Origin of the sequence: Acidovorax sp. WCS2018Noco2-16 (genome assembly GCF_031843945.1) — a bacterium.
Classification (GTDB): domain Bacteria; phylum Pseudomonadota; class Gammaproteobacteria; order Burkholderiales; family Burkholderiaceae_C; genus Paracidovorax.
The window spans coordinates 143,728-164,507 of the sequence record NZ_JAVTJJ010000001.1; the positions used below are offsets into that span (position 1 = coordinate 143,728).

The 20,780-nt window shown below is 65.8% G+C and carries 21 protein-coding genes; 8 read left to right on the plus strand and 13 right to left on the minus strand.

Going from position 1 to position 20,780, the window contains the following annotated elements; genetic code table 11:
* Positions 1-57 precede the first annotated feature (57 nt).
* On the plus strand, positions 58-2,670 hold the full coding sequence (gene alaS, locus RQI28_RS00640) for an alanine--tRNA ligase (protein ID WP_311220673.1): 2,613 nt from the start codon (positions 58-60) through the stop codon (positions 2,668-2,670).
* A 75-nt stretch (positions 2,671-2,745) separates the two neighbouring features.
* Here the strand turns inward: alaS and RQI28_RS00645 are convergent, their stop codons facing one another.
* The 5 genes from RQI28_RS00645 to RQI28_RS00665 form a co-directional block, all read right to left on the minus strand.
* On the minus strand, positions 2,746-3,798 hold the full coding sequence (locus tag RQI28_RS00645; RefSeq protein WP_311220674.1) for a GGDEF domain-containing protein: 1,053 nt from the start codon (positions 3,796-3,798) through the stop codon (positions 2,746-2,748).
* 38 nt (positions 3,799-3,836) lie between these two features.
* Positions 3,837-4,583, minus strand: coding sequence for a tRNA (guanosine(46)-N7)-methyltransferase TrmB (trmB, locus tag RQI28_RS00650; RefSeq protein ID WP_404976861.1), 747 nt, complete (start codon positions 4,581-4,583; stop codon positions 3,837-3,839).
* Positions 4,584-4,639: 56 nt separating this feature from the next.
* Entirely contained in the window at positions 4,640-5,614 is a 975-nt protein-coding gene (gluQRS, locus tag RQI28_RS00655) for a tRNA glutamyl-Q(34) synthetase GluQRS (protein WP_311220676.1), read from the minus strand.
* A gap of 52 nt (positions 5,615-5,666) precedes the next feature.
* Entirely contained in the window at positions 5,667-6,800 is a 1,134-nt protein-coding gene (locus RQI28_RS00660) for an FAD-dependent oxidoreductase (protein WP_311220677.1), read from the minus strand.
* A gap of 124 nt (positions 6,801-6,924) precedes the next feature.
* The gene (locus RQI28_RS00665; protein ID WP_311220678.1) at positions 6,925-7,863 is read right to left on the minus strand and encodes a LysR family transcriptional regulator; all 939 of its coding nucleotides are present in this window, start codon (positions 7,861-7,863) and stop codon (positions 6,925-6,927) included.
* Between the two features lie 183 nt (positions 7,864-8,046).
* Between RQI28_RS00665 and RQI28_RS00670 the strand changes: the two genes are divergently transcribed.
* Both RQI28_RS00670 and RQI28_RS00675 read left to right on the plus strand, forming a co-directional pair.
* A complete protein-coding gene (locus RQI28_RS00670; RefSeq protein WP_311220679.1) occupies positions 8,047-8,601 on the plus strand; it encodes a flavodoxin family protein in 555 nt (184 codons plus the stop codon).
* A 10-nt stretch (positions 8,602-8,611) separates the two neighbouring features.
* Positions 8,612-9,514, plus strand: a complete 903-nt coding sequence (locus RQI28_RS00675) for a pirin family protein (protein ID WP_311220680.1) — start codon at positions 8,612-8,614, stop codon at positions 9,512-9,514.
* A gap of 84 nt (positions 9,515-9,598) precedes the next feature.
* Here the strand turns inward: RQI28_RS00675 and RQI28_RS00680 are convergent, their stop codons facing one another.
* The 4 genes from RQI28_RS00680 to RQI28_RS00695 all read right to left on the minus strand — a co-directional run bounded on the left by RQI28_RS00680 (position 9,599) and on the right by RQI28_RS00695 (position 13,835).
* Complete coding sequence (locus RQI28_RS00680; protein WP_311220681.1) at positions 9,599-10,354, minus strand: sulfurtransferase; 756 nt, start codon at positions 10,352-10,354, stop codon at positions 9,599-9,601.
* Positions 10,355-10,447: 93 nt separating this feature from the next.
* Positions 10,448-11,302, minus strand: a complete 855-nt coding sequence (locus tag RQI28_RS00685; RefSeq protein WP_311221525.1) for a MinD/ParA family protein — start codon at positions 11,300-11,302, stop codon at positions 10,448-10,450.
* A 10-nt stretch (positions 11,303-11,312) separates the two neighbouring features.
* Positions 11,313-12,005, minus strand: a complete 693-nt coding sequence (locus RQI28_RS00690; RefSeq protein ID WP_404976860.1) for a GGDEF domain-containing protein — start codon at positions 12,003-12,005, stop codon at positions 11,313-11,315.
* 147 nt (positions 12,006-12,152) lie between these two features.
* The gene (locus RQI28_RS00695; RefSeq protein ID WP_311220682.1) at positions 12,153-13,835 is read right to left on the minus strand and encodes a SulP family inorganic anion transporter; all 1,683 of its coding nucleotides are present in this window, start codon (positions 13,833-13,835) and stop codon (positions 12,153-12,155) included.
* A 174-nt stretch (positions 13,836-14,009) separates the two neighbouring features.
* Here RQI28_RS00695 and RQI28_RS00700 point away from each other — a divergent pair, with 174 nt between their 5' ends.
* From RQI28_RS00700 to RQI28_RS00710, 3 genes are all read left to right on the plus strand, one after another.
* A complete protein-coding gene (locus tag RQI28_RS00700) occupies positions 14,010-14,471 on the plus strand; it encodes a BON domain-containing protein (RefSeq protein WP_311220683.1) in 462 nt (153 codons plus the stop codon).
* A gap of 80 nt (positions 14,472-14,551) precedes the next feature.
* The gene (locus tag RQI28_RS00705; protein WP_311220684.1) at positions 14,552-15,823 is read left to right on the plus strand and encodes a PLP-dependent transferase; all 1,272 of its coding nucleotides are present in this window, start codon (positions 14,552-14,554) and stop codon (positions 15,821-15,823) included.
* Between the two features lie 57 nt (positions 15,824-15,880).
* Entirely contained in the window at positions 15,881-16,078 is a 198-nt protein-coding gene (locus tag RQI28_RS00710; protein WP_311220685.1) for a hypothetical protein, read from the plus strand.
* Between the two features lie 38 nt (positions 16,079-16,116).
* Here the strand turns inward: RQI28_RS00710 and RQI28_RS00715 are convergent, their stop codons facing one another.
* Positions 16,117-16,779 (minus strand): arylesterase, encoded by a 663-nt coding sequence (locus RQI28_RS00715; protein WP_404976850.1) that lies wholly within the window; start codon positions 16,777-16,779, stop codon positions 16,117-16,119.
* Between the two features lie 15 nt (positions 16,780-16,794).
* On the opposite strand from RQI28_RS00715, the gene RQI28_RS00720 reads away from it, so the two are divergent.
* Entirely contained in the window at positions 16,795-17,508 is a 714-nt protein-coding gene (locus RQI28_RS00720; RefSeq protein ID WP_311220686.1) for an ABC transporter ATP-binding protein, read from the plus strand.
* Between the two features lie 100 nt (positions 17,509-17,608).
* Entirely contained in the window at positions 17,609-18,355 is a 747-nt protein-coding gene (gene rlmB, locus RQI28_RS00725) for a 23S rRNA (guanosine(2251)-2'-O)-methyltransferase RlmB (RefSeq protein ID WP_311220687.1), read from the plus strand.
* Positions 18,356-18,372: 17 nt separating this feature from the next.
* Here the strand turns inward: rlmB and RQI28_RS00730 are convergent, their stop codons facing one another.
* The 3 genes from RQI28_RS00730 to RQI28_RS00740 form a co-directional block, all read right to left on the minus strand.
* Positions 18,373-19,353, minus strand: a complete 981-nt coding sequence (locus RQI28_RS00730; RefSeq protein ID WP_311220688.1) for an aldo/keto reductase — start codon at positions 19,351-19,353, stop codon at positions 18,373-18,375.
* Between the two features lie 151 nt (positions 19,354-19,504).
* Positions 19,505-20,101: a chromate transporter gene (locus RQI28_RS00735; RefSeq protein ID WP_311220689.1), complete on the minus strand. Its 597-nt coding sequence runs from the start codon at positions 20,099-20,101 to the stop codon at positions 19,505-19,507.
* A complete protein-coding gene (locus RQI28_RS00740; RefSeq protein WP_311220690.1) occupies positions 20,098-20,694 on the minus strand; it encodes a chromate transporter in 597 nt (198 codons plus the stop codon). The genes RQI28_RS00735 and RQI28_RS00740 overlap by 4 nt, the downstream gene beginning before the upstream one ends.
* Positions 20,695-20,780 lie beyond the last annotated feature (86 nt).

Sequence of the window (20,780 nt, forward strand, 5' to 3'; positions counted from 1 at the left end):
ACGCCGCCTGCGCAAGCGCTCGAGTTCCAGCGCCGCCGGCCGCACAGAAAGACCCGGATGAAAGTCTCTGAAATCCGCGCCAAGTTCCTCGATTTCTTCGCCGAGCGCGGCCATACGGTCGTGCCTTCGTCGTCGCTCGTGCCGGGCAACGACCCCACGCTGATGTTCACCAATTCGGGCATGGTCCAGTTCAAGGACGTGTTCCTGGGCACCGACAAGCGCCCGTACAACCGCGCCACGTCGGTACAGGCCTGCCTGCGCGCCGGCGGCAAGCACAACGACCTGGAAAACGTGGGCTACACCGCGCGCCACCACACGTTCTTCGAGATGCTGGGCAACTGGAGCTTCGGCGACTACTTCAAGCGCGAGTCGCTGCAGTGGGCGTGGGAGCTGCTGACGAAGGTCTACGGCCTGCCGCCCGAGCGCCTGCTGGCCACCGTCTACCAGGAAGACGACGAGGCCTACGACATCTGGACGAAGGTCATCGGCCTGCCGCCCGAGCGCGTGATCCGCATCGGCGACAACAAGGGCGGCCGCTACAAGTCCGACAACTTCTGGATGATGGCCGACACCGGTCCTTGCGGTCCTTGTTCGGAAATCTTCTACGACCACGGCCCGCACATCGCCGGCGGCCCTCCAGGCAGCCCTGACGAAGACGGCGACCGCTTCATCGAGATCTGGAACAACGTGTTCATGCAGTTCGACATGAAGGAAGACGGCAGTGTCACGCCATTGCCCGCGCCGTGCGTCGATACCGGCATGGGCCTGGAGCGCCTGGCGGCCATCCTGCAGCATGTGCACAGCAACTACGAAATCGACATTTTCGATGCGCTGATCAAGGCCGCTGCGCGCGAGACGCACATCACCGACCTGACGCACCCGTCGCTGAAAGTCATCGCCGATCACATCCGCGCCACCTCGTTCCTCATCAGCGACGGCGTGCTGCCCAGCAACGAAGGCCGCGGCTACGTGCAGCGACGCATCGTGCGCCGGGCCATCCGCCACGGCTACAAGCTGGGCCAGAAGACGCCGTTCTTCCACAAGCTGGTGAAAGACCTGGCGCAGCAGATGGGCGACGCGTACCCGCGCCTGGTCGAGCTGGAACAGCGCATCACTGACGTGCTCAAGGCCGAGGAAGAGCGTTTCTTCGAGACGCTGGCCAATGGCATGGAGATTTTGGACACGGCCTTGGCCGGCGGCGCCACGGTGCTGCCGGGCGATGTGGCTTTCAAGCTGCATGACACCTACGGCTTTCCGCTCGATCTGTCGGCCGACGTGTGCCGCGAGCGCGGTGTGTCGGTGGACGAGGCGGGCTTCAGGGCCGCCATGGAGCGACAGAAGGCCCAGGCCCGCGCCGCCGGCAAATTCAAGATGGACCGCGCGCTGGAATACGCGGGCGACGGCAACCGCTTCACGGGCTACGAGCAACTCAAGGAAACGGCCAAGGTCGTCGCCCTGTACGTGAACGGCGCCAGCGTGCAAGCCATCGAGGCTGGCGGTGACGGCGTGGTCGTGCTCGACGCGACGCCTTTCTATGCCGAAAGCGGCGGCCAGGTGGGTGACGTGGGCGTCATCACCGGCCAAGGAACGGCGCACTTCGCGGTGGGCGACACCATCAAGATCAAGGCCGACGTGTTCGGCCACCACGGCACGCTCGAAACAGGCATGCTGCGCGTGGGCGACACGGTGCAGGCCGAGGTGAACACGCAGCTGCGCGCATCCACCGTGCGCAACCATTCGGCCACCCACTTGATGCACAAGGCCCTGCGCGAGGTGCTGGGCGACCACGTGCAGCAAAAGGGCAGCCTGGTGACGCCTGAGCGCACGCGCTTCGACTTCGCGCACGGTGCTCCAGTCACCGACGCCCAGGTGCGCGAGATCGAACGCCGCGTGAACGCCGAGATCCTGGCCAACACGGCGACCGGCGCGCGCGTCATGGACATCGAATCAGCCCAGAAAACGGGCGCGATGATGCTGTTCGGCGAAAAGTACGGCGAAACCGTGCGCGTGCTCGACATCGGCACCAGCCGCGAACTGTGCGGCGGCACCCATGTGCAGCGCACCGGCGACATCGGGCTCTTCAAGGTCGTGGCAGAAGGCGGCGTGGCAGCCGGCGTGCGCCGCATGGAAGCGGTCACCGGCGAACACGCGCTGGCTTATCTGCAGAACCTGGAAGACACCGTGAACAAGGCCGCTGGCGCGCTGAAGGCGCCCACGGCCGACCTCACGGGCCGCATCGGCCAGACGCTGGAGCAAGTGCGCTCGCTGGAAAAGGAAATCGCCGCCCTCAAGGGCAAGCTGGCATCGAGCCAGGGCGACGAGCTGCTGCTGCAGGCGACCGACATCAACGGCGTGAAGCTGCTGGCCGCACGCCTGGAAGGCGCCGACGCGAAAACGCTGCGCGACACCATGGACAAGCTCAAGGACAAGCTCAAGAGCGCCGTGATCGTGCTGGCGGCTGTCGATGGCGACAAGGTGCAGCTGGCTGCCGGCGTGACGGCGGATGCGATGGCCCGCGTGAAGGCCGGCGAGCTGGTCAACTTCGTGGCCAGCCAGGTCGGTGGCAAGGGCGGCGGCAAGGCAGACATGGCCATGGCAGGTGGCACCAACGCCGCGGCGCTGCCTGCGGCCCTGGCATCGGTGCAGGCCTGGGTCACCGAGCGGCTCTGACCTGCTGCCGGCACCACCAACAACAAGGCCCGCTGATGCGGGCCTTTTCGTTTGACGCAGCAGTGCAGGGCTGGGTCAGAACAGTTCCACGTCGTCGTTGGACACCTTGGCGTGCAGATGGCCTTGCTCCACCAGCTCGTCATAAAAGCACACCTGGTTGCGGCCGTGTTCCTTGGCGTAGTAAAGCGCCTGGTCGGCCTGGCCGAGGATTTCCACTGGCGCGCCGCGCGCGGTGCTGGCGAACCCCACGCTCACCGTCACCTGGCCCACCTGCGGGAAGTGGTATTCCCGCACGGCCGTACGGAAGCGGTTGAACACTTTGTGCGCGGTCGACAGCGTGGTCGAGCGCAGCAGCACCACGAATTCTTCGCCGCCGAAGCGGAAGATGCGGTCCTGCCCACGGAACGAGCTGCGCAGGATGTTGGCGATCAGGATCAGCACCTCATCGCCGTACAGGTGTCCGAAGCGGTCGTTGACCTGCTTGAAATGGTCGATGTCCACCACCGCCAGCCATTGCTCCATCGGCTCCGCCCCGGCGTCGACGGCGTTGCCCTCTGCGTCTTCGGTAGTGAGTTCGGTGGAGCCCGAGACGGGCGACGCCACCTGGCGAGAGAACTGCTCGTCAAACGTCTTGCGGTTGAAGAGGCCCGTCAGCGCGTCGCGCTCGCTGTAGTCCAGCAGGCTCTGGTAGTTCTGATAGACGTGGAAGACGCTCTTGATCACCTCAAGCTTGTGCGCGGAAAAAGGCCTGGACTGCGTGATCTCCAGGCAGGTATGCACTTCTTCGTGCATCCATACCGGCAGCCACAAGGTGTAGATGCCTTTTTGCGGCGAATGCAGCGCGCTGGCCGCACGGCTTTCAATGCACTCGTTGAGCGGCGGAAATTGCGCCACCGGCTGGCGCTTCGGGTCGGCCTGGGCCACCTGTACCCGTGCTGAAACCAACTGCCCTTGATCGACCCAGGTGCGAGGCCGCACGTGCATGACGCCGTCGGACTGAAACAACTCGAGAGCCCTGACCTCCTTGACGGTAGGCAGCTTCTGCAGCGTCGAAAGTACCGAAATCTCCAGGCGAAGATGATCGCGGTGACCTGTCATCTCGACCAGATTTTCAAGGATGGGCTTCATGGGGCAGCTAGTGTCCTGAGATGAAAAGGGGCGGTGCCTCAACCGGTGCGGTGGAACACCACGTCCCACACGCCATGGCCGAGCCGCAAGCCGCGGTTTTCGAACTTGGTGAGCGGGCGATAGTCAGGCTGCGGTGCGAAGCCGTCGGCGGTATTGGCCAGCACCGGCTCGGCCGACAGCACCTGCAGCATCTGCTCTGCATAGGGTTGCCAGTCGGTTGCACAGTGCAGATAACCACCGGGTTTCAGACGCGCAGCCAGCTTGGCCACCAGCGGCGGCTGGATCAGGCGGCGCTTGTTGTGCTTCGTCTTGTGCCAGGGGTCTGGAAAGAAGATGTGGATGCCGTCCAGCGAGCCGGGCGCCAGCATGTGGTCGATCACCTCGACCGCGTCGTGCTGCAGGATGCGGATGTTCTCGATGCCGTGTTCGCCGATGCGCTTGAGCAGCGCGCCCACGCCGGGTTCGTGCACTTCGCAGCACAGGAAGTTGTCGGCGGGCCGCACGCGCGCGATGTGCGCGGTGGCCTCGCCCATGCCGAAGCCGATCTCCAAAACCAGCGGTGCCTGGCGGCTAAAGGCAGCAGCAGCATCCAGCGGCTGCGGCGCGTAGCCCAGCAGGAACCGGGGGCCCAGATCTTCGAATGCCTTGGCCTGGCCCGTGGTGGTGCGGCCGGCACGTCGCACGAAGCTCTTGATGGTCTTGGGATAAGCCACGCCGGCCGGTGCACCACCGTTGGCAACGGCACTCTCGCCCTTGTCGGGCGATGCAACGGGCGATGGGGTGATCGGCTCTGGCGACTCGGGCGCAGAAGCGGCTGCGGAAGGGGATTGGGGGGTTTCTGTCACGGTGCGAGATTGTAGATTCGCCGCCACGCCGATACCCACAGTGCAAGGGCATGTTCGACGTTGGCGCCAGGGTCTGTTGTTTGCACGCGCGGCAAGCCCAGCGCCTGGGCGGCGGCGGCCAGCGCCTGCAGGGGCTGATCCGTGTCGATGGGCGGCGCGCCATGCTGCTTGGACAACTTCTCTCCATCGGCCCGGCGCACCAGCGGTGTATGCAGGTAGCTGGGGGCCGTCAAACCCAGCGCAGCCTGCAGCAGCATCTGGCGCGGCGTGTTGTCAGCTAAATCCTCACCGCGCACCACGTGCGTGACGCCCTGATCCGCATCGTCCACCACCACGGCCAATTGATAGGCCCACAGGCCATCGGCCCGCTTCAATACGAAGTCGCCGACATGGCCTGCCACGTCTTGCGATTGCGCGCCCAGCCGCCGATCCGTCCAGTGGACACCGCTGTTTGCTATTAAATATATAGCTGGATGCGCTTGATGGATAAGCGCTAGAGGCTGTTTTTGCTGATATTTGGTCGCGGCAAACCGCCAGGAGCGCGCCGCTCGTCCGCCCAGCCCGTGGCGGCAGGTGCCGGGGTAGGGCAATTCGCTGTGCCGCGCACGTGCGGGGCCGGCGGCTTGCAGCGCGGTTTCGATGTCGCGGCGGGAACATGCGCAGGGATAGGCGTGTTGCTGCCCGACCAGCCTGTCCAGCGCCGACTGATAAAGCCCTGAACGCGCCGATTGCCACGTGGGTGGCTCATCGGGCAGCAAGCCGCAGGCGGCCAGTTGGGACAGGATGGTCTGCGCGGCGCCGTCGACGCAGCGCGGCGTGTCCACGTCTTCGATGCGCACCAGCCATCGCCCGCGTGGTGCGGCGCGAGCGTCCAGCCAACTGGCCAGCGCAGCGACCAGCGAGCCCGCGTGCAGCGGGCCCGTGGGCGAGGGCGCAAAGCGGCCTACGTAGGGCTGCGAAGAGGGTGGCAACGGAAAGGGCCCGCGCAAAACGGAAGGTGCGACTTCGGAGAACGCGCTTACATCAGGCCGCTTGCAGCGCCAGTTCCAGCCCGGAGACGAAAGCGTCTTCCAGACGATGGCCCAGGCACCAGTCGCCGCACACGCCAATGCCGGCCTGGGCATTCCAGAGATGGCTCTTGCCCAGCGGCTTGATGGTCTGCGCATAGCGCCAACGGCGCACCTCGGCAAAGGTCGGTTCGGCCCGAATGCCGGTCACCTCGGCAAAGCCCTTGAGCAGCTTGGCCAGTACCCGGGCGGCGTCGTCTTCCAGGTGCTCGGTGGACCATTCAGGGCTGGCCTGCACCGTCCAGCGCTCAATTTGCGAACGGCCGGGCTTGGACGATTCGCGCGCCAGCCAAGAGATGCGGTGGTGTGTACTGCGCGCGGCGTTCCACTGCGGGCCGAGGGTGGTCAGCCCGGGCCGCACCGCCTGGGCGAAGGCCAGCATCAAGGTCCAGCACGGGGCGATGGTGACGGGCGTCAACGCGTCCACCAGCGGCAGATCAATCCCAGAATGTTGCAGCAGGGTCTGGGCGGGTACGGAGGGTTGGCTCAGCAACACTGCGTCGAAGCCGGCGTGCACATGCACGGACCCGTCCAGCGCGCCAGTGCGCAGTTGCCAGCCGCCCGGCAGCAGCGGGTCGGCCTCGACGCGCATGACCTGCGTGCCGGTCAGCAGCCTGCCATCTTGCTGCAAGGGCTTGGCCCAGGTGCTGACCAGCGATTCCATCGCCGGTGCCGCCACCCAGTGTGCTTCGCCGGGCGGCAACGCGGCGGCTGCAATGCGGCCAGCGGCGTCCAGCACGCGCACGGTGTTGGCGCTCCAAGGCCGGCACAGGCCGGGCACGGTGTCCAGCGCCAGGCGAAAGCGTGCATCGCGCACGGTGAAATACTGCGCGCCGGAGTCAAAGCCGCCATAGGCCGAATCGAGCGTCGTGGTGCGGCCACCCGCGCGAGAAGACTTTTCAAACACCACCACGTCGTGACCGGCCTGCACCAGCGTGCGCGCGCAGGCCACGCCAGCCATGCCAGCGCCGATGACGGCGAACCGCTTCCTGGCGGATGTGGGCGACGCCGCTGCGGACGCCGTGCTGGCGGCGCCGGGTGTGTTGTCGCTTCGAAGGCGACGCTGGGATCGGGGAACGGTAGAACGCATGGCAGGCCCTTTCAACGAAAAAACTAAATACGCTCTCAGGCGATGACGCCGCATGCCGCAAGCGCGTTCGCCCGGCATGACATGCGTGCCACTCTACACGCCGCCAACGCGCTGGCAGTGTTCGTTACGGGTGGTGATGGTTTTCCATGAGAGCCTTGCGCGTGGCGGGTTTGCGCAGCTGATCCAGCCACCATTGCAGCGCGCGGCCGGCCGCCGAATGGCCTGGGCCGCGCCAGGCGTAGTGCATCGACACCGTACGTGCCGGACGTGCAACGGCTCGCACGACCAGCCGCCCGGCGGCAACATATGGTCGGGCTATCGGCTCGGGCAGAAAGCCCCCGCCCAGGCCCCGCAACTGCGCCTTGATCTTGGCGTCGATGGTGTCGACCGTCATGACTTCCTGCCCGCCCAGAATGCCCATGGTCACGCCGTCTTGTCTGGCGGAATCAGCCACCGCGACGACCCGGTGAGCGCGCAGCACCATGTCGCTGATCGGCTCTTCGGCCTTCGCGAGCGGGTGGTGCGGCGCCACAACGAACTGAAAAAGCATCTCGCCCAGCAATTCCTGCTGCAGCCCCGGCACGGTGCCCGGGTTCACCGCCACGCCCACGGCCAGGTCGGCGCGGCCTGAAACGAGCGCCTCCAGCGTGCCCGCCAAAATGCCATCGTGCAGCTTCAGCCGGGTGGGGGGTGACTGGGCATAGAACGCCTCTGCCAGATCCATCATGGTGTTCGATGAAATGACCCCATCGACCGACAGCGTGAGCTGAGGCTCCCAGCCCGTGCCCACGCGGCGTACGCGGTGGGCGACAGCATCTACGTCCCTCAACAGCCGCGCGCCTTCGCGCAGCAGCTCCGCGCCGGCCTCGGTGGGGCGGGCTTGCCGGGCGCTGCGATCAAACAGCAGGACATCCAGCGCGTCTTCTATCTGCCGCACGCGGTAGGTGAGGGCGCTGGGCACCAAGCCCAGGTGCCGCGCAGCGGCGGCAAAGCTGCCTGTGTCGGCAATCACCTGAAGCATTGCCAGGTGGTCAGGCGTTAGAACATCACGGGCTTTTTGCATGTTCAGACAATGCTAGTTCAAACTGTTTGAATGTTGCATTCAAGCGGGCTGAGCGCCTGGACGGTCGCACCCGGGATACGCTGCGCAGCACGCGCCGCACGGTGCGGCGCTACAGTGGGTGCCGTATTGGCACCCATTTCCTGCCACCTCTTGATAATCCCTTTTCCGCTGAAAGAGCACCTCATGGCACAGATCGTCGTCGTCTTCCACTCCGGCTACGGCCATACCCAGCGCGTGGCACAGCATGTGGCCGAAGGTGCCGGTGCCACGTTGTTGGCCATCGATGCGGAGGGCAATCTGCCCGAAGGCGGCTGGGAGGAGCTGGCCGTGGCAGACGCGATCATTCTGGGCACGCCGACCTACATGGGCGGCCCCAGCTGGCAGTTCAAGAAGTTCGCCGACGCGTCATCGAAGGTGTGGTTCAGCCGTGGCTGGCAAGACAAGCTGTTCGCCGGATTCAGCAACAGCGCCAGCTTCAGCGGGGACAAGGTGCTGACGCTGGCCTACCTGCAGACGCTGGCATCGCAGCACGGCGGCCTCTGGATCAGCCTGGGCCAGCTGCCTGCCAACAGCAAGGCCGCCACCCGCAACGACGCAAACAATCTGGGCGGCTCGGTGGGCTTGCTGGTGCAATCACCGTCGGACGCCAGCGCGGCCGAGATTCCGCAGGGCGACCTGGATACGGCCCGCCTGTTCGGGCAGCGCGTGGCGGCGATCGCGGCTCGCTTCGGCGGTTGAGGCAACACTTATGAGCACGCTCCCCTTCCCCGACAACCGCTTGCGCCTGACCGGCCACGAAAAGGACCTAGGGGGCGGATTCACCGTGCGCCGGCTGCTGCCCGCGCTGCAACTGCGCTCGGTCGGGCCGTTCGTGTTCTTCGACCACTTCGGCCCGGTCACGGTGGAACCAGGCGATGAGTACGACGTGCGTGCGCACCCGCATATCGGCTTGGCAACGGTGACCTATCTGTTCGACGGTGCCATCGAGCACCGCGACAGCCTGGGTTTTCAACAGACCATCGAGCCCGGCGCCATCAACTGGATGTCGGCGGGCCGAGGCATCGTGCATTCCGAGCGTCGGCCCGAGGCATTGACGGACAGCAGCTACGTCAACCATGGCATTCAGCTGTGGGCCGCTTTGCCGGTAGAGCATGAAGAGACAGAACCGTCTTTCGTGCACACGCCCGCATCGGAGATTCCGCACTGGTCAGAGGGTGGCTGCACCGTGCGCGTGCTCGTGGGCGAGGCCTTTGGCGTGCGGTCTCCTGTCGCCACGCTGGCGCCCGCTCTGTACCTCGATGTGCAACTGCAGCCCGGCGCGGTTCTGGAGCTGCCGCCACTCGCACAGCAGATGGCGATATACCCCGTGGACGCGGACGTGCTGCTGGGCGAAGAGCGTCTGATCCGGCAGACGCTCGCGACGCTGGACGTGAACAGGGCCACGGTGCTGAGCGCCACCGACCAGCCGGTGCGCTGCATGGTGATCGGCGGCGACGCGCTCGACGGGCCGCGCCATCTGTGGTGGAACTTCGTGTCCAGCCGCAAGGACCGCATCGTGCAGGCGGCGCAGGATTGGGAGCAGCAGGTCATGGGCCGCGTGCCGGGTGAAACCGAATGGATTCCGCTGCCAGAGCGGCGGTTCAAACCTTGAAGAGCCGTTGAGCCAACAGAAGCGATGCCGTGGAGATTTCAAGTCAAAATGGCCGCTAGCGCTTATGTATAAAGCGCAAGTAGCTCATTTTTTTATAGCATCGCGCTCTGGGTGCGCAGACAGGTCGGGCGCCAGCACCCGGCGCTCATCGAACACGAAGCAGCCGCCCTGGTAGTGCGCACCGTCCGTCAGCTCGAAGTATTTGAGAATGCCGCCTTCGAGCTGATACACGTGCTCCAGGCCTTCCTCCCGCATGAGGATTGCTGCCTTTTCGCAGCGGATACCGCCGGTGCAGAAGCTCACCACGGTCTTGCCGGCCAACTCGTTCTTGTGGGCACGCAGCGCGGGCGGGAATTCGGTGAACTTGTCGATGCGCCAGTCGACGGCGTGCTCGAACGTGCCGTGGTCCACCTCAAAGGCGTTGCGCGTGTCCAGCGTCACCACCGGGCGGCCTTCGTCGTCATGGCCATCGGTCAGCCAGCGGCGTAGCGTGGCTGCGTCCACGGCAGGCGCCCGTCCGCCGGCGGGGCGGATGGCAGGGTGGTCCATGCGGATGATCTCTCGCTTGACCTTGACCAGCATTTTGCGAAACGGCTGCGTCTCAGACCAGCTTTCCTTGGGCTCCAGCGCGGCGAAGCGTTCGTCCTGCTTCAACGCGGCAACGAAGCTGCGCACGCCGTTGGCAGAGCCCGCCAGAAAAAGGTTGATGCCTTCTTCCGCCAGCAAGATCGTGCCCTTCAGATCCAGCGCCACCGCTCGTTCGTGCAGCGTGACCCGCAGTGCCTCGGCATCGGGCAGGGGCACGAACAGATAGCTGGAGATATTGAGAACGTGGGTCACGGCGAGACAAAAAGAAAGGGGCGCGTGGCCCTCGGGTACATCAGCACATTGCCTGGCCGGCGCATGGGCAGGCAATGCAGGCGCCAGCGCCGATCAGGCGGCGGGCACCAGCAGCGTGGATTCGATCTTGTTGGCCAATTGCGCAATGGCCAGTGCCGCAGGGCAGCCAGGCATTTGCATCAAAAGCAACTGGCGGCGCATCACGGCGTCCCGCACCGAGGTGTCTGCAGGAATGTCGCCCATGTGCATCAGCCGCATCGGTCGGCCCGATTCGGTGCTGACGAAGCGGTCCAGCACCTGTTGCAATTGCGTGGTGATGGCACGGCCGTCACCAGGGCGCGCGGCCTGGTTGACCACGATGCGCACGTGCTGGCGCTTTTGCTGCGTGGCCATCACCTTGATGGCGGCGTAGGCATCGGTCAGCGACGTGGGCTCGGGGGTAGCGACGATCAGCACCTCTGAGGCCAGCGAGATCGAAAACAGCACCACGTCGGAAATGCCCGCACCGGTGTCCAGCAGGATCACGTCGTAGCGCGGTGCCAGCGTCTGGATCACGCTCATGAACTGGTTGCGCACTTCAGGCGTCAGGCGTGAATACTCGACCATGCCGGAGCCTGCCAGCACGACGGAGAAACCGCCCGGCGCCTCGATCACGGCGTCTTCCAGATGCGCCTTGCCGGTGAATACGTCGTGCAGCGTGATCTTGGGGTGCAGGTTCAGCACCACGTCCAGATTGGCCAGCCCCAGGTCGGCATCGAGCACCAGCACGCGCTGGCCCCGGCGGGTGAGGGCAGCAGCCAGATTGGCGGACACAAAGGTTTTCCCCACGCCGCCCTTGCCACTGGTGATGGCAATGATGCGTGCGCCAGAAGGCTTGCCGGGCGTGGGCGTGGGCGCGGGGGGAACGCCCGCTGGGGCATTGTTGGGGGGGGACAGCGCGTCGGTCATCTCAGGGCTTTCAGTAGGCGCTGCCATTGGAGGAATCCAGTGGTGGGGGCAGGTCGCCCCAGCCAGAGGCAGTGTATAGCGGCCCGAACAACAGGCTCTTTTCTTCGGCGGTCACGGTGCTATCGGGTTGGTCTTCGATACTGACGCGGTTGCGTCCGGCCATTTTGGCCTTGTAGAGTTGGCTGTCTGCGCGCTCTGTCCACAGCAGTGTGGTGCTGCGAATCCACTGCAGCGCGAAAGCGCCGCCGATGCTGATCGTCACACGCAGCTCCACGGTCGGTGAAATGCGAATGGGCGTCGACTCGACCGCTCGGCGGATTCGTTCGGCCACCACACGGCCGAAGCCGGCCTGGCAGGCGGGCAGCACCACCGCAAATTCTTCACCGCCATATCGCGCAAGGGTGTCCATGGGCCGCACTGACGCATCGAGCGTGCGGGCGACCGACTGCAAAACGATGTCGCCTGCCAAGTGGCCGTAGGTGTCGTTCACGCGCTTGAAGTTGTCGATGTCCAGCATCAGCAAAAGCGCAGCCTCGCCCGAACGGGTGACGCGGTCGATCTCGCGCTCCAGCACGGCGCGAAAGTGACGGCGATTGGCCAACCCGGTCAGCGGATCCTTCAGCGACAGCTCGCACAGCCCGTCGATGAGCGTCTGCAGATACCGCAGGGGTGAGTCCGAATGCAGCGCGGCTTCCGAGCCCATCGACTGCGCCACCAGAGCGTGTGCTGTCGAGAGGCGCAGGTCACGCAGATGAATGGTGTGGGGAGGCGCAGATTCAGTCACAAAATGCAACAAACAAGTCTTATTCGAGTGTAGCAGTGCTGCCTGCGGCTGGGCGCTTTCCAATGCTCAGGCGAGGGCCGATCGTTGCAACGCCGCCATGGCTTCGGCGTCGGTGCGGTACATGGCCAGATGCGGGGCCGGATCCAGCAGGCCAGCGCGGCGCAAGACCTGTTCGGCCGGCAGTTTCAGGCCGCTCACGTGCAGCATGCCGCCTCGCGCCTCGACCAGCAGCTTGAGCCGGGCGAAGGTTTCAGCGCCTGTCACGTCTACCCGGTTGATCGGCAGCGCAAAAAGACAGACATGCCGCACGTCGGAATGCTGCGCCAGGTGCTCAGCCACGCGGCGCTCCAGGGCGGCCGCGGAGGCGAAGTCCAGTTCCGCATCCATGCGCAGCGCCAGCAGATTCGGCGCCAGTGCGGGCAGCTGCCACAGGTGCCTGTCGCGCAGGCTGCCGTCGGGGTGCATGCCGACTTCGATGATGCGCGGATGCAGCCGCTGATATAGAAAGTACGCCAGGCTCATGAACATGCCTGCCAGCACACCCCAGTACATGCGCGGCGCGGTCGCCAGCGTCAGTGCGAAGGTGATGCCGCCGATGGCGGCCTCCACCTTTGATACACGCGCCAGCCGCCACATGCCCACCGGTTTGATGAGTCCGGTCACCGCGGTGACGACAACCGCCGCCAGGACCGACTGCGGCACGTGGTAGAGGCCGGGCGTGAGCCACAGCAAAACGGCCAGCACCAGCAGCAACGCGAACAGCGTGGCCCAGCCGCTTTTGGCGCCCGCATACAGGTTGATGGCCGAGCGGGAAAACGACGCGCTGGTGGCAAAGCTGCCGCACAGGCCCGAGCTGATCTTGGCCATGCCGTGGGCGATCAGATCCTGGTTCTCGTTCCAGCGCGTGCCGCCCTTGCTGTGTTCCACCTTGGCGCTGGAGGCCGTTTCCAGAAAGCTCACCAGCGTGACGACCAGCACCGGCAGCAGCAGGCCACCGAACTCGTCCCACGACAGCCATTCGGGCCAGTAGGGCGATGGCAAACCGGCTGGCAGGTGGCCGACCACGGCGCCATGTGCATCCGCATATCCCATGGCCCAACTGGCAGCTGCCGCTGCTGCCACAACCACGATGGCTGCCGGAAAGCTCGACCGCCAGCGCCGAGCGGCAATCAGCAGCGCCAGGCTGCCCAGCCCGAACGCGAGTGCGGCCGGATCGAAATGGTGTACCGACGGGTTCACCGCCACCGCATGCCAGCTGGTGCGCAAGCCCAGCAGGGCGGGCAGCTGCGATGCGAGGATCAACAACGCCGCAGCCTGGGTGAACCCGTTGAGCACAGGCGAAGTGACCAGATTCAGCAGCCAGCCGAACCGGGCTGCCCCTAGCACCACCTGCACCAGGCCGGACAGCATGGCCATCCACGCTGCCAGCGCCACCCAATGCGCACTGCCAGGCTCCGCCATGCCGGTGAGCGAAGCGCCGATCAGCAGGCTGGTCAGTGCGGTCGGGCCCACGCCCAAACGCGTGGACGAGCTCCACAGCACCGCGACGAGCGCGGGCAACAGTGACGCGTAGATGCCTGTCACCAGTGGCATGCCGGCCAGAGCTGCGTAGGCCACGCCCTGCGGCACCAGCATCAGGCCTACCGTCATGCCGGCCCAAAAGTCGCCGCGCAGCAGGTTACGGTCAGGTCTGGGCCAGGCAAGAAACGGAAACCATCGGTGCAGCACCATTGCGCGAAAAGAAGTCATGCAGCGATTGTCGTTCCGCGCGCGCAGTCTCGCACCTCGCCGTGAATTCGGCTGTGCGGCGGGCCAAACGACCCACAACCTTGTCCTACGGCAGCTTCGGCGCGCTCCCACCTGTCGCAGGAGCGCTCCCATCTAAATTCAGGCAACACCATCTCGATGTGCAAGGAGACCCTTATGAACACAAACCAAAATTCGATCCGTCCCACGCTGCGCATGGGGGGCTTGGCTTGCGCCGTGGCGATGACGTTAGGCTTGGTTGCCTGCGACCGCAACAGCGGCGACCAGACCGCCGGCCAAAAGCTGGACGCCGCAGTCGCCAAGACGGAACAAGTGGCAGCCGATGCGCAAAAGAAAATGGAAATCGCGGCCAACGACGCGGGCGCCGCCACACGCACGGCCGCAGCCAATGCGGCGGCAGTCATGGACGACGCAGGCATTACCGCCAAGGTGTCGGCAGGGCTGGCCAAGGACGAAGAGTTGAGCGCAGTGAAGATCGACGTCGACACTCGCAACGGCATCGTCACGTTGAATGGACCCGTCAAAACGGCCCCAGCACGTGATCGCGCTGAGAAGATCGCTCGCGACGTGCAAGGTGTGAATGCTGTGGTCAACCAGCTGACCATCACTACGGGTTGACACCTTTTCCGGCTGCCCGTTAATAGAGGGCAGTCAACCCATTGGGTTTAGAGCGTTCATGCGGCGATTACCATCGCTGCATGAACGCTTATTCGTCTGATACGTCATCGGCCGCTACGGAAGTGGCAGACGCTTTGACCACCCGCCTGGTGCACCACGCCTACCAAGCGCCTGCAGGCTTTGTTGCTCCGCAGCCGCCTGTGTACAAGGCTTCCACCGTCATATTCCCTAACGTAGCCGCCATGCGCGCGCGCGAATGGAAGGACAAGACCAGCTATACCTACGGCCTGCACGGCACGCCCACCACGTACCAGCTGGAAGAGCGACTGGCCACGCTGGAGGGCGCAGGGCAGTGCCTTCTGGTGCCCAGCGGGCTGGCAGCCATCGCCAACGTGTCGCTGGCCCTGCTGCGCTCAGGCGATGAGGTGTTGATTCCCGACAACGCCTATGGCCCCAGCAAGGCGCTGGCCGAAGCAGAGCTGCGCCAGTACGGCATTCGCCATGTCATCTACGACCCGCTCGACCCCGCCGACCTGGCCGCGCGCATTACTCCCGCCACGCGGCTGGTTTGGCTGGAGGCTCCAGGCTCGGTCACGATGGAATTTCCCGACCTGGCCGAGCAGGTCCGCATCTGCCGCACGCGGGGTGTGACCTCAGCGCTCGACAACACTTGGGGCGCCGGCCTGGCCTTCGCGCCCTTCGACCTGCTCGGCGACGGCACGCTCGGCGTGGACATCTCCGTGCACGCATTGACCAAATACCCCAGCGGTGGCGGCGACGTGCTCATGGGCAGCATTACCACCTGCGACCAGGCGCTGCACCTGCGCATCAAGCTCGCCCACATGCGGCTGGGCCTGGGCGTGGGCGCCAACGATGTTGAATCGGTGCTGCGCTCACTGCCCAGCATGGCGCTGCGCTATGCGGCGCACGACCAGGCCGCACGCACGCTGGCCCGCTGGATGGGCGAGCAGCCTGCCGTGGCGCAGGTGCTGCACCCTGCGCTGGCCGATTCGCCCGGCCACGCACACTGGCAGGCGGTGTGCGGTCTGAAGCAAGGTGGAAGGGACGGCGATGGTCTGGCTGCGGGCCTCTTCAGCGTGGTGATCGACGAGCGTCATTCCCAGGACGCGGTGGACGTCTTCTGCGATAGCTTGCGGTTCTTTAAGCTCGGCTACAGCTGGGGCGGACCGATGAGCCTGGTGGTGCCTTACGAGTTGCGCACCATGCGCGAGCGGCCGGCCCCACATTTGAAACCAGGCACCGTGGTTCGCTTTTCCATCGGGCTGGAAGCCGTGGAAGACCTGCGCGGCGATCTGGCACAAGCCCTGCAACGGGCGTTTGGGCCTCTTTGATGGGCCCATGCCCCAAACTGGTACATTGGTCCATCACTTATAGAAAGAGGAGCCATCTTGGCCACACCCAACTACGGATACGAAAAACGCCAGCGTGAACTCGCCAAAAAGAAGAAAAAAGAGGAAAAGCAGCAGGCCAAAACACACCGCAAGCCTGACGAGCCGTACTCCAGCGACCCTCACCAGCAAGGCAGCGCCCAACCAGGCGACGCGGCTGGTGCCGATGCTGGCAATACGCCGGCCGCTGGCCAGTAAGCTCTTTTCACAGGCCGCTGGGCCTGTGGCTGCTGCCCTCAACGCAGCAGCTTTTTCAGCTCCGGCCACACATTGGCCAGCATGATCGGGTGTGCTTCTGCCCGTGGGTGGATGCGGTCCGCCTGAAAGAGCGATGTGGGGTCCTTCGCATCGGCCACGCCGCTCAGCAGAAACGGCACCAGCGCCGTCTTCTGCGCCTTGGCCACCGCCGGGAACACCCCGCTGAATTTGCGACCATAGTCACCGCCGTAATTGGGCGGCACCTGCATTCCCACCAGCAGCACCTTCGCACCGGCCTTTTGCGCCGCCTGCGCCATCCAGGCCAGGTTGTCTTCCGTTCCCTTCAATGGCAGACCGCGCAGCGCGTCGTTGCCGCCCAACTCGATCACGACGTGTGTCGGCTTGTGCTGCGCCAGCAGCGCCGGCAGGCGCGAGCGGCCGCCCGAGGTCGTGTCGCCGCTGACGCTGGCGTTCACCACCCGCGCCGCGATCTTTTCTTCCGCCAGTTTCTTTTCCAGCAGCGCAACCCAGCCGGCACCCCGCGCCAGGCCGTATTCGGCGCTGAGCGAATCGCCCACGACCAGGATCACAGGCGCACCCGCGTTAGCCGTCTGCGCCCAGGCGGGCAGGGCGCAAAGCCCCCCCGCCGCGATCAGTGTTGCTGCCGCGATAAAGTTGCGCCGACTTTTCTTTCGAATCACTGCCGAAACCCTTTCATGTCCGAACCTTCTTCCACGCCCGTCGCTCCGTCCGTGCCCGGCACGCCCATCATCGCGGTCGAGCACGTGGTCAAGTCCGTGACGGATTCGACGGGTACGCTCGACATTCTGCGGGATATCGATTTCCGCCTGGCGCCCAGGGAAACCGCCGCCATCGTCGGCGCGTCGGGTTCAGGCAAAAGCACGCTGCTGTCCATCATCGCGGGCCTCGATACACCCACCAGCGGCACCGTGCGGCTCGATGGGCAAGACCTGTTCGCCATGGACGAGGACGAGCGTGCCGCGCTGCGCGCCCGCAAGGTCGGCTTCGTGTTCCAGAGCTTTCAGCTGATGGGCAACCTGACCGCGCTGGAGAACGTGATGCTGCCGCTGGAGCTGGCGGACCGGCGCGACGCGCGCAAGCTGGCGGCCGAGATGCTCGCCCGGGTCGGCCTGGGCCAGCGCCTGTCGCACTACCCGCGCGTGTTGTCGGGCGGCGAGCAGCAGCGTGTGGCGCTGGCCCGCGCCTTCGTCGTGCAGCCCGCCGTGCTGCTGGCCGACGAGCCCACCGGCAGCCTGGACTTCGCCACCGGCGACACCATCATGCGGCTGATGTTCGAGCTGAACCGCGAGCTGGGCACGACGCTGGTGCTGGTCACGCACGACCGGGCCATCGCCGATCAGTGCGAGCGGCGCATCACCATCGATGCGGGTCGGCTGGCAGAAGGTTGAGTTCAAGTGTTTTTGGCCTCTAGCGCTTGATACGTAAGCGCTGATAGCTATTGAAAATATAGCGAAACGAGGGGGAAGCCAGCGCGCGGATAATCCCCGCATGTCCAGCCCCAAAGTTCTCTTCGGCTTTCACGCCGTCGGCGTGCGCCTGAAGACCGCGCCCCAATCCATCATCGAGATCTACTACGAAGCCACGCGCCGCGACGCGCGCATGCGCCAGTTTCTCGACCGTGCCCGCGAGGCCGGCGCCCGCCTGATCGAAGCCGACAGCGACCGCATCGCCAAGCTGGCCGGCAGCCACGGCCACCAGGGCGTGGCTGCGCGCGTCGAAACGCTCAAGCAGGCCACCTCGCTCGACGAACTGCTGGAAGACCTGGAAGCCGCCGGCATTGAAAAGCCGCTGCTGCTGGTGCTGGACGGCGTGACCGACCCGCACAACCTGGGCGCCTGCCTGCGCGTGGCCGATGGTGCGGGCGCGCATGCGGTCATCGCGCCGAAGGACCATGCCGTCGGCATCAACGCCACGGTGGCCAAAGTGGCCAGCGGCGCGGCGGAGACCATGCCGTACTTCATGGTCACCAACCTGTCGCGCACGCTGGGCGAATTGAAGGAGCGCAACATCTGGTGCATCGGCACCAGCGACGACGCGCCCAAGACGATCTATCAGGTGGACTTGAAAGGCCCCGTGGCGCTGGTGCTGGGCGCCGAGGGCGACGGCATGCGCCAACTCACTCGCAAGAACTGCGACGAGCTGGTATCCATCCCCATGAAGGGTGCCGTGGAAAGCCTGAACGTGTCAGTCGCCAGCGGCGTGTGCCTGTACGAAGCGCTGCGCCAGCGCGGCTGACGCAGTTCGTTTCCGCTTCAGGCGTCGACGGCCTGGTCTTCGGCGCTGGCCTGGCTCAGTGATTCCAGCGCGTCCGCATCCAGCTTGAGCTGCGCCCCGCGCACCAATTGCTCCAGCTGCTCCAGCGACGTGGCACTGGCGATGGGCGCCGTGATGCCCGGCTGCGCGATCTGCCAGGCCAGGGCCACCTGGCCGGGCGTGGCCTCGTAGCGCTCGGCCACTTCGTCGAGTTCCGCCAGGATGCGCAGGCCGCGGTCATTCAAATATTTGCCGACGGTGTTCGGCCCGCGCGTGCTCTTGCTCGCGTCTTCCTGGCTGCGGTATTTCCCGGTCAAGAACCCGGCGGCCAGTGCATAGAAGTTGATGACGCCCACGCCGTGTTCCACGCACAGCGGCCGCAGCGACTCTTCAAACACCGCACGGTCGATCAGGTTGTACAGCGGCTGCAGGCTTTCATAGCGCGGCAGGCCCATGCGGGCGCTGGTGTCCAGCGCTTCGGCCAGGCGCGCCGCGCTGTAGTTGGACGCACCGATGGCGCGCACCTTGCCGGCCTGGATCAGGTCGGCATAGGCGCCCAGCGTGTCTTCCAGCGGCGTGCCGGTGTCGTCGTCATGCGACTGGTACAGGTCGATCACGTCGGTCTGCAGGCGCCGCAGCGAGTCTTCCACCGCTTGGCGGATGTACGCGGGCTTCAAGCCGACCTTGCCATTGCCCATGTCTTTGCCGACCTTGGTGGCCAGCACGATGCGGTCGCGTTTGCCGGTGGCCTTGAGCCATTTACCGATCACCGTTTCCGATTCACCGCCGGTGTGGCCCGGCACCCAGCGCGAATACACGTCGGCCGTGTCGACGAAGTTGAAGCCGGCATGGACCCAGGCGTCCAGCAACGAGAACGAGGTGGCCTCGTCCACCGTCCAGCCGAACACGTTGCCGCCAAAGCACAGCGGCGACACCTGCAGGCCGGACCGGCCGAGTGAGCGAAGGGTAGGGGTGGTCATCGGATCAGTTCCTTGAAAAGTGGACGAACGAAACGGTGCGCGTGGCGGGGCGAGCAAACCAGCTTGCTACTGCGGCACGCCCATTCTTGCCCGCGCCCCGATGGCCCCATGGTGCGCTGCGGCAATGCTGCAGCGTGCCTGGGATGATTCTTCACACCCAGCCCAGCGCGCCCAGCACCGCGCCGGCGCCCAGCAGCCACAGCAAATGCACCTTGGTGCGCCACACCAGCACCGTCGTCAGCGCCGTCACGCACCACAGCCGCCAGTCGGTCGCAGGGGTGCCGTGCGCGCTGCCCAGCACCCAGGCGGTGGCCAGCAGCAGGCCGATGACCACCGGCGCCATGCCCTGCTTGAAGGCGCGCACCGAGCGGCGCTCGCGGTTGCGGTGCGCCCAGCGGGTGGCCACCCAGGCCAGCAGGCTGCTGGGCAGCATGATGCCGACCATGCACAGCAGCACGCCCAAGGCGCCCATCGCCCAGCCGGCCGCGCCGCTGCCGCCGGCGTTCAGGCCGATGTTCCAGCCCAGCAAGGCGACGAACAGCACGTTGGGGCCCGGCGCCGATTGCGCGAGTGCGACGGATGCGCTGAACTGCGCGTCGGTCAGCCAACCCTGCTGGCCGATGAGGTAGCGGTGCATCTCGGGCGCGGCGGCAATGGCGCCGCCCACCGCCAGCAGCGACAGCGACAGGTAGTAGCCAAAGAGATGCAGCCAGTCGGCCGCCTGCAGGTCAAGCACGAGGGGCGTCATGGCCGGGCGCCCTCCAGCCGGCGCCAGGTCAGCAAGCAGGCCGTGCCGCCGATCACCAGCAAGATCCACAGAAGCGGCACGCGCAGCATCACCATGGCGATGAAGGTGGCCAGCGCCAGCGCGCCGCACAGCCACGGCCCCAGCGGATGGCGCACCAGCGGCGCCGCCAGCTTGCAGCCCACGGCCGCTACCAACCCGGCCGCCACCGCGCCCATGCCGCGCAGCGCGCCGGCGACAGCCGGCAGCGACGAGAAGCTGGCATACACCATGGCCAGCGCCAACACCAGTACAAGCGGCAGCGCCAGCATGCCGGCAACGGCCACCAGCGCGCCGCGCAGCCCAAAGTGCCGGTCGCCGACCATGATGGCCAGGTTGACCACGTTCGGGCCGGGCAGGATCTGCGCGACGGCCCAGTCCTCGATGAACTCGTCGTTGGTCATCCAGCGCTTTTTGTCCACCAGCTCGCGCTGCACCACGGCCAGCACGCCGCCGAAGCCCTGCAGCGCCAGCCAGGTGAAGGACCAGAACAGATCGGCCAGCGATTTCGGCGCGGCCAGCGGCAGTGAGGGTGGGATCAGTGAAGGCGAGGGCATTGCGTGGATGGTAATTGGGCATTTGCGGATATGCGGCCGAAACCAAGCCAGGGGCGTACCGGCTCCGCGCGGCGGCTCGGCCATAC